At 49.4% G+C, this 14168-nt stretch carries 11 protein-coding genes; all 11 read left to right on the forward strand.

Annotated elements, in window-relative coordinates; translation table 11 throughout:
• Nucleotides 1-164: 164 nt before the first annotated feature.
• The 11 genes from secA (at nucleotide 165) to uvrB (ending at nucleotide 14167) form a co-directional block, all read left to right on the forward strand.
• On the forward strand, nucleotides 165-2684 hold the full coding sequence (gene secA, locus KNP99_RS05210; protein WP_088837764.1) for a preprotein translocase subunit SecA: 2520 nt from the start codon (nucleotides 165-167) through the stop codon (nucleotides 2682-2684).
• A 67-nt stretch (nucleotides 2685-2751) separates the two neighbouring features.
• A complete protein-coding gene (gene prfB, locus KNP99_RS05215) occupies nucleotides 2752-3852 on the forward strand; it encodes a peptide chain release factor 2 (protein WP_034800913.1) in 1101 nt (366 codons plus the stop codon).
• A 57-nt stretch (nucleotides 3853-3909) separates the two neighbouring features.
• Nucleotides 3910-4413 carry a GNAT family N-acetyltransferase gene (locus KNP99_RS05220; RefSeq protein ID WP_215193072.1) on the forward strand — a complete coding sequence of 168 codons (504 nt, stop codon included), beginning with the start codon at nucleotides 3910-3912 and terminating at the stop codon, nucleotides 4411-4413.
• A gap of 103 nt (nucleotides 4414-4516) precedes the next feature.
• Nucleotides 4517-5386: a YitT family protein gene (locus KNP99_RS05225; RefSeq protein WP_029331387.1), complete on the forward strand. Its 870-nt coding sequence runs from the start codon at nucleotides 4517-4519 to the stop codon at nucleotides 5384-5386.
• A gap of 110 nt (nucleotides 5387-5496) precedes the next feature.
• On the forward strand, nucleotides 5497-5859 hold the full coding sequence (cccB, locus tag KNP99_RS05230) for a cytochrome c551 (RefSeq protein ID WP_214810566.1): 363 nt from the start codon (nucleotides 5497-5499) through the stop codon (nucleotides 5857-5859).
• 200 nt (nucleotides 5860-6059) lie between these two features.
• Entirely contained in the window at nucleotides 6060-6746 is a 687-nt protein-coding gene (ftsE, locus tag KNP99_RS05235) for a cell division ATP-binding protein FtsE (RefSeq protein ID WP_088837760.1), read from the forward strand.
• Entirely contained in the window at nucleotides 6736-7635 is a 900-nt protein-coding gene (gene ftsX / locus KNP99_RS05240; RefSeq protein ID WP_215193073.1) for a permease-like cell division protein FtsX, read from the forward strand. Before ftsE ends, ftsX begins: the two co-directional genes overlap by 11 nt.
• 38 nt (nucleotides 7636-7673) lie before the next feature.
• Nucleotides 7674-9008 (forward strand): murein hydrolase activator EnvC family protein, encoded by a 1335-nt coding sequence (locus KNP99_RS05245; protein ID WP_215193074.1) that lies wholly within the window; start codon nucleotides 7674-7676, stop codon nucleotides 9006-9008.
• 385 nt (nucleotides 9009-9393) lie between these two features.
• Nucleotides 9394-10812, forward strand: a complete 1419-nt coding sequence (locus KNP99_RS05250) for a S41 family peptidase (protein WP_214766833.1) — start codon at nucleotides 9394-9396, stop codon at nucleotides 10810-10812.
• Nucleotides 10813-10831: 19 nt separating this feature from the next.
• The gene (locus KNP99_RS05255; protein ID WP_088837757.1) at nucleotides 10832-11995 is read left to right on the forward strand and encodes a PDZ domain-containing protein; all 1164 of its coding nucleotides are present in this window, start codon (nucleotides 10832-10834) and stop codon (nucleotides 11993-11995) included.
• A gap of 204 nt (nucleotides 11996-12199) precedes the next feature.
• A complete protein-coding gene (gene uvrB / locus KNP99_RS05260; protein WP_371816394.1) occupies nucleotides 12200-14167 on the forward strand; it encodes an excinuclease ABC subunit UvrB in 1968 nt (655 codons plus the stop codon).
• Nucleotide 14168 lies beyond the last annotated feature (1 nt).

The following is a 14168-nucleotide window of genomic DNA, read 5'->3' on the forward strand; positions in this document are numbered from 1 at the left end:
AACTATATCTTAAGTCGATGCGTATGCTACATAGATCGAACAGGACGAGACGTCACGTCGTCCGCTTGTTGAAATTTGACGCTGTATTCGGTACACTGAATAAAGGAAAAATCTCGGAATTCTGTTCATATAAAGAATCGTTCGAAGTAAGGGGACTGTATGGCATGGCTAATTTTCTAAAAGAGTTATTCGCACCGACGAAACGTGTCCTGAAAAAAGCAGAAAAAGTGGCAGACGCCGTCGAAGCATTCGAGGAACAAATGGGTGCTTTATCAGATCAAGAATTAGAAGGTAAAGTGGTGGAGTTCCGGACGCGTCTTGCGGGCGGAGAAGATTTAGATGATATCTTACCGGAAGCATTCGCCGTCTGTCGTGAAGTATCGACGCGTGTCTTAGGCATGCGCCATTATCGTGTCCAATTAATTGGGGGATATGTCCTTCACAACGGTGATATTGCTGAAATGAAGACAGGGGAAGGGAAAACGCTTGTCGCGACGCTTCCTGTCTATTTGAACGCACTCGCCGGCAATGGCGTCCACGTCATCACCGTCAACGAATACTTGGCGAAACGTGACCGTGACATCATGGAGCCGCTCTATGCGGCGCTCGGTCTATCGGTCGGTTTGAACCTGTCAAGCATGTCGCGTCAAGAAAAACAAGCAGCCTATAGCTGTGATATCACGTACGGAACGAACAATGAGTTCGGTTTCGACTACTTGCGTGACAACATGGTCCTGTATAAAGAAGACCGTGTTCAACGTCCGCTTTCTTATGCTGTCGTCGATGAAGTCGACTCGATCCTCGTCGATGAAGCACGGACACCGTTGATCATTTCAGGTTCTGCTGAGAAATCGACGGCCCTCTACTCACAAGCAGATACGTTCGCGAAGATGATGAAGGCAGATGAAGACTATACGGTCGACATCAAAACGAAAAGTGTGCTCTTGACGGAGCAAGGCATCGACCGCGCTGAAAAATACTTTGGCATCGACAACCTGTTTGGTCTCGAGCACGTCGCCCTGAACCATCACTTGAGTCTCGCGCTCCGTGCGAACTCCGTCATGCACCGCGACGTCGACTACATGATTCGGGAAGATGAGGTCATGATCATCGACCAATTCACGGGTCGTGTCATGGAAGGACGTCGTTACTCAGAGGGATTGCACCAAGCAATTGAAGCGAAGGAAGGCGTCGAGATTCAACGTGAATCGATGACACTTGCAACGATCACGTATCAAAACTTCTTCCGGATGTATACGAAGCTTGCCGGTATGACCGGTACGGCGAAGACGGAGGAAGAAGAGTTCCGGAACATCTACAACATGCATGTCGTTCCCGTTCCGACGAATAAGCCCGTCATCCGTAACGATCAGCCTGATTTGATTTTCAAGACGATGAACGGGAAATTCGCTGCTGTTGCAGACGAAATCGAACGTGCCAACCGCGAAGGACAACCGGTCCTCGTCGGTACGGTCGCCGTCGAAACGTCTGAGCTCCTCAGCGGGATTCTCAAGAAACGCGGCATCCGCCACGAAGTCTTGAACGCGAAAAACCATGCACGGGAAGCAGAAATCATCGAGAACGCGGGACAAGCGAACTCGGTCACGATCGCGACGAACATGGCCGGACGCGGTACCGACATCAAGCTCGGTGCAGGTGTCATCGAAAAAGGCGGTCTCTACATTCTCGGGACAGAGCGTCACGAATCACGCCGGATCGATAACCAGTTACGTGGCCGGGCCGGTCGTCAAGGTGACCCGGGGGCATCCCAGTTCTATCTTTCACTCGAAGATGAATTGATGCGCCGTTTCGGATCCGATTCCCTACAATCGATGATGGATCGTCTCGGAATGGACGACTCGCAACCGATTGAAAGCCGGATGGTCTCACGTGCCGTCGAGTCCGCTCAAAAACGGGTCGAAGGAAATAACTTCGACGCACGGAAACAAGTCCTCGGTTACGATAACGTCATGGCTGATCAACGGAAAGTCATGTACGCGGACCGGGCAGCGATCCTTGACGCCCAGTCTGTCTCAGACATCGTTCGTCCAATGATGGAACAAACGATTGAATCAGGTGTGCATCAGTACACGCCAATCGAGTTCGTACCGGAAGAGTGGAGCATCGGTGCACTCGCGGATTGGTCGAACCAGACGCTTGCCGTCGAAGAAAAAGTGACGGAACAAGAGTTGTTCGGCAAAGAACGCGAAGAAATCATCGAACTGCTCAAAGAGCGGACGTTCGCACACTACGAACACAAACGGTCGGAAGTACCGGCTGAAGCGTTTGACGAGTTTGAAAAAGTCATCGTCTTACGTGCCGTCGACCAACACTGGATGAACCACATCGATCAGATGGATCAGTTGCGTGAAGGGATTCACCTTCGTGCTTACGGTCAAAACGATCCGCTGCGGGAATACCAGTCGGAAGGTTCAATGATGTTCGATACGATGAACGCGGCGATCGCGGAAGAAGTGACACAATTCGTCCTTCGTGCTGATCTTGACCCGAACTTGAAACGCGAAAAAGTCGTCAAGGATGAAGTCGCCGTCTCAGGCAAAGAGGACAAGGTCGTCAAAAAAGCGCCTGTCCGCAAAAATCCGAACGACCAAATCGGACGCAACGACCCATGTTGGTGCGGATCCGGTAAAAAATATAAGAACTGTCACGGCCGTCAGGCATAAGTGATGAATCGACTGAAAGAGGCGGGAGATTCCTGCCTCTTTTGACGGAAAGAGAAGGTGGAACACAATGGAATTAGCAGAAATACGCAACACCGCCGAGTGGATGGAGAAGAAACTCGGAGAATATAAGGCATCGCTTGATTTAGAAACGAAGATTTCCCGGATCGAAGAGCTCGAAAACGAGATGACATTCCCGGACTTCTGGAACAATCAAGAAGAAGCGCAAAAAGTCATCGACGAGTCGAACGGTTTGAAGGCGATGGTCGATAAGTACCAACACCTCGCCGATGGACACGAAAACATCGTCCTGACGTATGAATTGATTAAAGAAGAGCCGGACGTCGAGTTGCAAGAAGAACTCGAGTCGGAACTCGGTGACATCAAACAGAAGTTCGACGAGTTTGAATTACAAATCTTGTTGAACGGCGAATATGACGCGAACAACGCAATTCTTGAGCTGCACCCGGGTGCGGGTGGGACCGAGTCGCAAGACTGGGCTTCGATGTTACTCCGGATGTATCAACGTTTTTGTGACAAACAGGGTTGGAAAGTCGAGACGATGGACTACCAACCAGGTGACGAAGCCGGTGTTAAATCGGTCACGCTCCGTATTCAAGGGCACAATGCCTATGGATACTTGAAGGCGGAAAAAGGAATCCACCGTCTCGTCCGGATTTCACCGTTTGATTCGTCAGGCCGCCGTCATACGTCGTTCGTTTCATGTGACGTCATGCCGGAGTTCAACGATGACATCGATATCGACATTCGGACGGAAGATCTTCGTGTCGATACGTACCGCGCGTCAGGTGCCGGTGGACAGCACATCAATACGACCGACTCTGCCGTCCGGATCACACACGTACCGACGGGCGTCGTCGTCTCATGTCAACAGGAGCGTTCGCAGATCAAGAACCGTGAAGCGGCGATGAAGATGTTGAAAGCAAAACTCTACCAACGTGAAATCGAGGAGAAACAAAAGAAACTCGATGAAATCCGTGGCGAAAAATCGGATATCGCGTGGGGCAGCCAAATTCGTTCGTATGTGTTCCACCCATACAGCATGGTCAAGGATCACCGGACGAACTATGAAGTCGGGAATACGCAAGGGGCAATGGATGGAGACATCATGGGCTTCATCGATGCCTACCTTCGTTTACTCAATATGTAAGAAGCACCTGCCGTCGACGGTCAAGTCGACGGTTTTTTTCAAAAAGGAGGACATGAGATGATCATTCGTCAGGAAAAATTTAAGGATGCAGCGGCGATTCGCCGCGTGCATGAAGCAGCGTTCGAACAGGCGGCTGAAGCGGATTTAGTCGACGCCTTGCGGGAAGATGACGAGGCGGCACCACGTTTTAGCCGGGTCGCCGTCGCTGACCGGGGCGAAATCGTCGGTCACGTCTTGCTGAGCCGGATTTACATCGAGGACGTCCCGTCGCTCGCCCTGGCACCGGTGGGCGTCATGCCGGTCTGGCAACGTAAAGGCATTGGATCAGAATTGATCCGCCAAGTCATCGAGGACGCCCGGGAAGCGGGGGAACACCACGTCGTCGTGCTCGGTCACGACAGTTATTATCCGCAGTTCGGATTCGAACGGGCGATCGATTACGGGATTGAAGCACCATTCCCGGTCCCGGCTGAAGTATTTCTCGTCATGCCGCTCGTCCGAAACGGCTTAACGGGCGTCAAAGGGACGGTCCGTTATCCGAAACCCTTTAGTGCGGTATAAGAGAACCACTGCGAGTTGGTCGGACGGGCTAGTCGTCACTTCCCTTTTTGCGCTAAAATAAAAAACGGGTTCTAGATTTTAAGGTAAGGGGAAATGCAACGCCATGACATCAACGCGTCAGGAAGTCGTTCGCGACTATGTTTATTTATTATTAGGTTCATTATTCGTCGCCAGTGCGTTCAGTCTGTTTCTCGCACCGAATCAACTCGCCTCAGGAGGCGTCAGTGGGCTATCGATTGTCTTGAATGATTTATTCGGGATTTCACCCGGACTGTTCCAGCTCGTTGCGAACGTCCTATTACTCGCGATCGGTTGGATGATTCTCGGGATGGGGTTCGGCGTCAAGTCACTCGTCGGATCGATTTTTTTGCCCGTCGTCATCTTGATTTATGAACGGTTCGAGGTCCCGGCAGCGACGATGAATCCGATGCTCGCTGCGATTTTTGGCGGGGCCGGCGTCGGAATCGGACTCGGTCTGATCTTTAAAGGTCGGGCGTCGACCGGCGGGATGGATTTAATCGCCCAGATTTTACACCGGTTTACGAAGTTACCGATTCATTTGTGCATTGCCTTGCTTGACGGGACAATCGTCATCAGTGCCGCGATTATCTTCTCGCTCGAAATTGGTCTGTATGCGCTCGTCGCTTTGTTCATCACGATTAAGATGATTGATATCGTCCAGCTCGGAATCACGAACGATAAGCTGGCCTACATCATTTCTGATCAACGGGAAGCCCTGGTTAAAGAGATTTTCCAGACACTCGATCGCGGCGCAACGGAAATCGAGGCAGCGGGTGCCTATACACGGAAACGGAAACCGATGCTGATGGTCGTCGTCCGTCAAGGTGAAATCACGACGTTGAAAGAAATCGTCAAACACATTGACCCGGAAGCGTTCCTTGTCGTCAGTGAGGCCCATGAAGTACTCGGGCTTGGCTTCACGGATGACAAACGGTATCACAATGTTCCGTAAACACATCGAAAACGTGAAGTTTTTGTGAAATCACGCTTAGAAAACATCAAGAACGGTTATACTCTAATAGGTAAGAACGTTGATTGGTATTTTTTAAGGGGGGTATACGGATGAAGTTAAAAAATCTTTTACTCGCGGCAGGACTTGGCGCGACACTCGTACTCGGCGCTTGCGGCAGTGATGATTCCAGTTCTTCGGATACAACGAAAGAAGACACGTCGATGAATGATGATTCTTCAAAAACAGAATCAGCGGTTGATGCGGAAAAAATCTTCGCGAATAACTGTGCCTCATGTCACGGGAACAATTTAGAAGGAAATGTTGGACCAGACTTAACAAAAGTCGGTTCAAAGTATTCGTCTGAAGAGATCCAGGACATCATCAAGAACGGTAAAGGGCAAATGCCTGCCGGAATCCTGAAAGAGGACGAAGAAATCGTTGCTGTTGCTGATTGGTTAGCAGAAAAGAAATAAACATAACTATGTGATAGTATGGGATAAGAGAGGGCTGACACGACACGTGTTCGTCATTTCTTATCCCTTTTTTTATGAAAAACAGCCGGAATTGACATTTGATTGTAATGTGGTTTTTTTTCATGCCTGTTATAATGGGAATCGGTAGGTTTTAAGACCTAGCTGATCACCCCCAGTAATCAAATAAGGATGTGAAGTAAGTGATCAAGATGCAACAAGTTAGTAAAATATACCCGAACGGAGTCACTGCACTTCGTGAGGTCAATTTGACGATCAATCAAGGTGAGTTCGTCTATATCGTTGGTCCTTCTGGAGCCGGCAAATCAACATTCATGAAGATGATGTACCGCGAAGAGAAACCGACGAGCGGTTCATTTTTGTTTAAAGGAATCGAAGTCGGTAAATTGAAAAACCGTCAAATTCCAGAACTCCGTCGCCAAATCGGCGTCATCTTCCAAGACTTTAAACTCCTCCCGTCATTGACGGTTTATGAAAATGTCGCATTCGCACTCGAAGTTGTCGGAGACGACAAAGCGCAAATCCGTAAAAAAGTAAACGAGGTCCTCGATCTCGTCAAACTCAAACATAAAGCGCGGAACTATCCGGATGAGTTATCGGGTGGGGAACAACAACGGATTTCGATTGCCCGAGCCATCGTCAACCGTCCGTCACTCGTCATCGCTGATGAGCCGACAGGAAACCTTGACCCGGATACGGCATGGGAAATCATGGAGGTCTTCGAAGAGATTTATCGCCGTGGGACAACGGTCGTAATGGCGACACACAATCGAGACATCGTTAACAAAATGCGTCATCGCGTACTGGCGATCGACGGTGGAAAAATCGTCCGTGACGAAGAGAAAGGAATGTACGGCTATGAAGTTTAATGGATTCCGTCATTTACGGGAAGGGTCGAAAGGTCTTGTCCGAAACGGCTGGATGACATTCGCCTCTGTCAGTGCCGTAACCGTGACATTATTACTCGTCGGAATTTTCGCGATGGTCATGTTCAACGTCAACAAGATTTCAGACAACGTCGAAAAAGACGTCGAAATTCAAGTGTTCGTCGAACGCGAGGCCGATCAAGCAAAAATCGACGCCGTTGGTTCAAAATTAGAACAGATGCCGGGTGTCGCGTCTGTCCGGTACAGTTCAAAAGAAGATGAACTGGATCGTTTTAAAGAACAGTTAGGAGAGGGATCGCAGGCGTACCAGTCGGTCGAGAAGGATAATCCGCTTCACGATCGCTACATCGTCAAAGCAACTTCCCCAAATGAGACAGAAACTATTGCAAATACAGTCAAAAAAATGGAAAATATAGATAGTGTCGAGTATGGCGAAGATTACGTCGAGAAGATGTTCAACTTCCTTGAAGGGGTACGCGTCGGTGGAATCATCTTAATTGTCGGTCTGACCTTCATGGCGATGTTCCTTATCTCGAATACGATCAAAGTAACGATTTTCTCGCGTCGTCGGGAAATCGAAATCATGCGTCTCGTTGGAGCGAAAAACGGCTTCATCCGTGCACCGTTCTTCGTCGAGGGACTCTTGATGGGTGTACTCGGAGCATTGATTCCAATCGCTGTCGTTTATTTTGGTTATGAAGTGACATACAATGCCCTTCAACCACAACTCGTATCTTTAAATGCATCAATCTTTAACTTGATTCCACCAGGTGAACTATCCGTTCAAGTCGCATTGATTTTACTTGCGCTCGGTGCCTTCATCGGAGTATGGGGATCAACGACGTCACTCGGACGTTTCTTAAAAGTATAAGTTACGCAAAAACAAAATATAGAGGAGAGATGCTTCTCATGAAGGTTCGATTCTGTTCAGCTGTGCTCAGCTTGGCCCTCATTGGTTCAAGTGTATCCGTTCACGCCGTGTCTAAAGAAGAATTGTTGAAGGAACAACAGGAGATCGAGTCCCGTCTGCAAGAGACGGAACGATCACAGAATCAGACATCTGAGAAGTTAATCTTGACGAAAAAAGAACGCCGCCTCGCAGAGGAGCGTTTGGATGAAGTCAACAGCCGTTTGGATGATTTAGCGAGTGAAATTGCAGATCAACAAGCGGCTGTTTCTGCATCGAAAGAAGAGTTGCAAGCGATCGAAGAAGCGATTAAACAAACATTGTCCGAGTTACGGGCGCAGGAAGATTTACTTGGGAACCGGCTTCGTGCCGTTCAGCGGGATGGCGACATCAAATACATCGAAGTGTTGCTCGACTCAAAAGATTTCGGCGATTTAATCTCGCGTTTTAGTACTGTCAGTGAAATCATTAAACAAGATGACGGTGTTTTGAATGCCTATAAAGCAAATGTCACGGAATTGACGGAGCAACGCGCAAGTCAAGAACTCATCCTCGGTCAGCTAAAAAAAGACCAACGGAAACTGTTGATTCTGCAGACGCGGATTATCGCGGAATCTGAGTTGAAACGAAAACTGGTCGTCCAATTGAACGATCAGGTCAAACAATTGAAGCAGGAGCAGTTCACGAAGGCGGAAGAAGCCCAAATCTTAGCAGATCAGCAACAATTGATTAGCACGCAACTGACGGAACTCGAAGAAGCAGCACGTGCCGCTGAACAAGCAAAGATAAAGGCGGAAGCAGAACGTCTCGCCCGTATCGAGGCAGCGAAACGTGAGCAAGAGGAAGCGGACGACACGCAGGCAGCGGACCGGACGGCATCGCCAACGACGAAAACGCAGCCGGTACCATCTGCGACGGATCATGCAAAGCCATTTCAATTACCTGTCTCCGGTTACGTGTCCAGCCCGTTCGGTCCACGGAACAATCCGTTGACCGGCAAGTCGGAGATTCATACGGGCATCGATCTCGTCAATGCTAAAGGAACACCGATTCAGGCGGCGGCAGGTGGTATCGTCCTGCGCGCCGGAAGTGCGACAGGATACGGGAATGTCGTGATGATCACCCATCTGATCGACGGGAAAGTCTGGACGACGGTTTACGGACATCTTGATTCCGTCGCCGTGGAGGCAGGGCAAACGGTCATGCCGGGGACGGTCATCGGAAAGTTAGGTTCGACAGGCTGGTCGACTGGTCCTCATCTTCACTTTGAGATTCACCAAGGGGAGTGGGCGGTCGGACAACCGAACGCGGTCGATCCAGCCCCGTACATTTTTTGATTGACCTATAGCTCTTTAGCGAAAAGATAGGGTAACCTATTTTTTTCAGACTGTAGACAACGTGCTATCGGGAGATCAAGCGTCTTTTTCGTTGCTTTCCTCGGGCGAGGCGCAAGCCGTTGCTCCTTGGATCCCAGCGGACAACGAGCTGGGTCTTGCCTGCCTCTGGCAAGTCGCGTTAACAACGCACTTCTCCCGTAGGAGTCAACGAAACGTGACGCTTTTTAGGTAATATCGTGACGGAAAGCCCGAACGGATTGTCTCTCGATATCTCCTGTTCACTCTCTATAAGAATTTGTCTACACGTTGAAAAGATAGGGTAACCTATCTTTTTTTGCTATACTGAAAAAAATAGCAGGTTTACACCGGAAACGAGGAATCAAGCGTGAAAAAATCTACAACGGCAGTCATAGCAGTCAGTACATTCGGACTTGGCCTAGGGGCAGGCGCAGTCGGTATGTTAGCAACAGGTGGTACCGACACGGTGACGACCAGTTCATCGGGCGAATCGGGGGACTGGAAAAAGGTTGATCAAGTCCGCCAGATGATTTCACAGTATTACCTAGAAGATGTCACGGATCAAGAATTGCTTGAAGGAGCACTCAGTGGGATGACGGAAGTGCTTGACGATCCCTACTCGGTCTATATGGATGAATCGGAAACGGCGTCGTTCAACACGAATCTGTCTTCATCGTTTGAAGGAATTGGCGCGACACTGGAGCAAAAGGGTGAGGCAATTGTCATCGTCGCTCCGATTAAAGGGGCACCCGCTGAAAAAGCAGGAATCAAGCCGGGTGACGTCATTATAGAAATCGATGGCAAGTCGACGAAAGGTCAAAAGACGGATCAAGCTGTCAAAAAGATTCGTGGTGAAAAAGGGACGGAAGTCGTCTTGACGATTCAACGCGGGGGACAAGACCCGATGAAAATCACGATTGAACGCGATACGATTCCGATTGAGACCGTTTATTCGGAAACAGAACAAGTGAACGGGAAAACGATTGGTGTACTCCAAGTGACTCAGTTCTCTGACCCGACTGCAGAAGAGTTCGAAAAGCAACTCGCTGCTCTCGAAGCGAAGAATATCGATGGACTCGTCATTGACGTCCGGGGAAACCCGGGCGGACTGTTGACGGCAGTTTCGAAAATGATTGCGCCATTCATTCCGAAAGATACACCGATTTTCCAGGTCGAAGACAATAAAGGCGACCGGACGCAGGAATTCGGGAAGGCGGACGCGAAGAAACCTTATAACATCGTCGTGTTGGAAGATAGCGGTTCCGCGTCAGCGTCAGAAATTTTAGCCGCCGGTCTGAAAGAAGGCGCCGGTGCAGAAGTCGTCGGTACAAAGTCATTCGGTAAAGGGATCGTCCAAAGTGCGTATGACTTAAAAGATGGCAGTGACCTGAAGCTGACAACGAACAAATGGTTGACGCCAGACGGGAACTGGATTCACAAAAAAGGGGTTAAACCGACCGTTGAAGTCAAACAACCCGCGTATTTCAATGTCACGAAAATATTGACGGATGACAAAGCGCTCAATGTCGGGGACTATGGAAAATCTGTCGAGAATGCACATCTCGTGCTCGAAGCGATCGGTTACGATCCGAAAGGGCAGGATGGGTATTATGGCGACACGATGAAACAAGCAGTCGAACAACTTCAAAAAGATGCCAAGCTCGAAGTCACGGGTAAGATTGACCCGGTGACGGCTTCCGAGATGGAGACACGTCTTTTGAAAAAGTTAGAAGACTCGAAAAATGATGTACAACGCATCAAGGCACTTGAAGTTGCTGCTGAATAAATCACGGAAAGAGGTCTGAATGGGCGTGGAATTATTCGATGGAATCGGTTGGACAGTGATTAGTCTTATCGCTAGTCCAATCCTGTGGTTAGCCATTCTAGTCAGTGTTGTAATCGGTATTCGTCGCGTCAGGCGAGAACGGAACTTGTTCCGCTCGAAATCACGCGATCAACGGACCGACATTTTTGAGACATTACTGCCCGGTCTGCTCGTCGGGATTGTTTTATCTGCAATCAGTTTGAGTTTACAGGTGACCGTCAGCCCGGTCTTCATTGTCGCCTTTACGGCGCTCGCTGCCGTGACATTAGTGATTGGCGTCGTCCGGTTTAACTTGCCGCTTTGGCCGCTCAGCGTTTTGGCACTTATCGGGTGGTTCGTGACGGATGAACGGATGGACGGGATTAAAGAGGTCGACGCGACGACGTTGCTGTTGCTTGCGAGCTTGACGCTGCTGGCAGAATTGGCGCTCGTCGCGTGGCGCGGTCAAAAGCAGTTGTCCCCATCACTCGTCTTATCGAAGCGGGGGCGTTTCATCGGTGGGTTGTCCGCGAACAAACTGTGGTTGATTCCGTTGCTCGTCATTGTTCCAGGCAGTAGTCTCGAGGAATGGTTTCCGCGGTTCGCTTTTCCGGAGTACGTCCCGCTCGTGCTCTTTTTCCCGCTCGGCTTCAGTTTTCTGTTCACAGGAAAATTGCCGGCTGAGTTGATGCGTCCATTGATTCGGGGTCGCGTCATCACATTGTTACTCGCGGTCTTGTTGACACTGGGTGCGTACGTGACGAACCGGGAAGAATGGTTATTCGGTCTACCGCTCCTGCTCGTCTTGCACATCATCTTGCACCAACGGGTCAAACGCTTGAACCGTTCAGCGACGCCGATTTTCCTCAATGGAAAACGGGGTGTCGTCATCCTGGGGACGTTCCCTGGATTACCGGCATCAGAAATGGGGCTCGTACCCGGAGAAGCCATCTATAAGGTCAACGGTGATTTTGTTGATTCCGAGACGAGCTTCTATGAAGCGATTCAAAAGCATAAACCATACTTACGTCTCGAAGTGATGAATCATAATGGAGATGTTCGGTTTGCGCAACGGGCTTTTTATGAACAAGATCATCATGAACTCGGCATCATGTTCGTCAGTGAGCCGGGGAATCGCCGGACGAAAATTCGAACGCTTCAATAATGAGCATCCTCTATCACGTGAGTGGTAGGGGATGTTGTTGTTTCTTGAGTGAACTTTATCTTTTTCAGAGATAATCCGTACCGGGACTTTTTCTTTTTTGGAAAAACGGGTAACTTCCTAGAAGGAGCACTTCATAATCGAATGTTTGTTCGTAAAGTGATACAATAAAGATAGATTTTTTACGGAATGAGGGGGAAGTTAGCGATGGATTTTGAGTTAGTGTCACCATTTGAACCAGGCGGCGATCAGCCGGCTGCCATTAAACAATTGGTCACCGGCGTCAAGAACGGCGAGCGGCATCAAACGTTACTCGGAGCGACCGGAACCGGTAAGACGTTCACCGTCTCGAACGTCATCAAAGAGATTAAAAAGCCGACGTTAGTCCTGGCGCATAATAAAACACTGGCCGGGCAACTGTACTCGGAGTTCAAAGAATTTTTCCCGAACAACGCGGTCGAGTACTTCGTCAGCTTTTATGATTACTATCAACCGGAAGCGTATGTCCCGTCGACGGACACGTTCATCGAAAAAGACTCGTCCATCAACGATGAGATTGATAAACTCCGTCACTCGGCGACATCTTCCTTGTTTGAGCGAGATGACGTCTTGATCGTTGCGTCCGTCTCGTGTATCTACGGTCTCGGTAACCCGGAAGAATACAATAATCACGTGTTGTCGCTTCGTGTCGGCAACGAGATGGGGCGTAACGAGATGCTCCGTCGTTTGATTGACATTCAATATGAACGAAATGACATCGACTTCCAGCGCGGGCGGTTTCGTGTCCGTGGTGATGTCGTCGAGATTTTCCCGGCGTCACGAGACGAACAATGTGTCCGTGTCGAATTTTTTGGTGACGAAATCGAACGGATTCGCGACATGGATCCGTTGACAGGTGAAATCATCGCCGATCGTGAACATATCTCAATCTTCCCGGCGTCCCACTTCGTGACGGGGGACACACGTCTTCAAAAAGCAATCGCGAACATCGAAGTCGAACTTGAGACGCAACTCGCGAAGATGCGTGAAGACGGGATGTTACTTGAAGCGCAACGTCTTGAGCAACGGACGAACTACGATCTCGAGATGATGCGTGAAATGGGTTACTGCTCAGGAATTGAAAACTATTCCCGTCATTTAAACCTGATGCCGGAAGGATCGACGCCGTATACGCTCATCGATTACTTCCCGAAAGACTTCTTGCTCGTCGCCGATGAGTCGCACGTCACGTTACCGCAAATCCGCGGGATGTATAACGGTGACCAGGCGCGGAAACAAGTCCTCGTCGAGCATGGTTTCCGTTTGCCGTCAGCGAAAGATAACCGGCCGCTTCGTTTTGAAGAGTTTGAAGAGAAGGTCAGTCAAGCAATTTATATCTCAGCGACGCCGGGACCTTATGAGCTCGAGCACTCAAAAGAGATGGTTGAACAAATTATTCGTCCGACGGGACTCGTCGATCCGACAATCGAGATTCATCCGATCACGGGTCAAATCGATTACTTGATGGACAACATCCGGGACCGCGTTGCGAAAAATGAACGGGTTCTCGTGACGACATTGACGAAAAAAATGTCGGAAGACTTGACCGATTATTTAAAAGAGAACGGTGTCAAGGTCAACTACATGCACTCGGAAATCAAGACGCTCGAACGGATTGAAATCATTCGCGATCTGCGGCTTGGTAAGTATGACGTACTCGTCGGGATCAATCTGCTTCGTGAAGGACTCGATATTCCGGAAGTGTCGCTCGTGACGATTCTCGATGCGGATAAAGAAGGTTTCTTACGGTCCGAGCGATCATTGATTCAGACGATCGGACGGGCGGCCCGGAACTCGGAAGGGCACGTCGTCCTGTTTGCAGACAAGATTACGGATTCGATGCAACGGGCAATGGATGAGACGGAACGTCGGCGCAACATTCAGCTCGCGTTCAATAAAGAACACGGCATTACGCCGAAAACGATTCAAAAAGACGTTCGCGGTGTCATCAGTACGACGATTGAAAGTGATGATACGGTCGAAAAACTGGAGAAATTCAATAAACTGAAAAAACCGGAGCGCGAAACGCTACTCGAACAGTTGGATCAAGAGATGCGACAAGCAGCGAAAGACATGCAATTCGAGCGCGCAGCAGAGCTTCGAGATCTTATATTAGAATTGAAAGCAGGTGCCTAAG

Source organism: Exiguobacterium sp. s95 (assembly GCF_018618655.1).
In the GTDB taxonomy this organism is placed as follows: domain Bacteria; phylum Bacillota; class Bacilli; order Exiguobacteriales; family Exiguobacteriaceae; genus Exiguobacterium_A; species Exiguobacterium_A oxidotolerans.

Bases quoted from the DNA above. Each gene is read 5' to 3' on its own strand.
- KNP99_RS05225 (WP_029331387.1), top strand. From the start codon at position 4,517: ATGACATCAACGCGTCAGGAAGTCGTTCGCGACTATGTTTATTTATTA.
- prfB (WP_034800913.1), top strand. From the start codon at position 2,752: ATGGAATTAGCAGAAATACGCAACACCGCCGAGTGGATGGAGAAGAAA.
- KNP99_RS05220 (WP_215193072.1), top strand. From the start codon at position 3,910: ATGATCATTCGTCAGGAAAAATTTAAGGATGCAGCGGCGATTCGCCGC.
- cccB (WP_214810566.1), top strand. From the start codon at position 5,497: ATGAAGTTAAAAAATCTTTTACTCGCGGCAGGACTTGGCGCGACACTC.
- KNP99_RS05245 (WP_215193074.1), top strand. From the start codon at position 7,674: ATGAAGGTTCGATTCTGTTCAGCTGTGCTCAGCTTGGCCCTCATTGGT.
- uvrB (WP_371816394.1), top strand. From the start codon at position 12,200: ATGGATTTTGAGTTAGTGTCACCATTTGAACCAGGCGGCGATCAGCCG.
- ftsX (WP_215193073.1), top strand. From the start codon at position 6,736: ATGAAGTTTAATGGATTCCGTCATTTACGGGAAGGGTCGAAAGGTCTT.
- KNP99_RS05255 (WP_088837757.1), top strand. From the start codon at position 10,832: ATGGGCGTGGAATTATTCGATGGAATCGGTTGGACAGTGATTAGTCTT.
- secA (WP_088837764.1), top strand. From the start codon at position 165: ATGGCTAATTTTCTAAAAGAGTTATTCGCACCGACGAAACGTGTCCTG.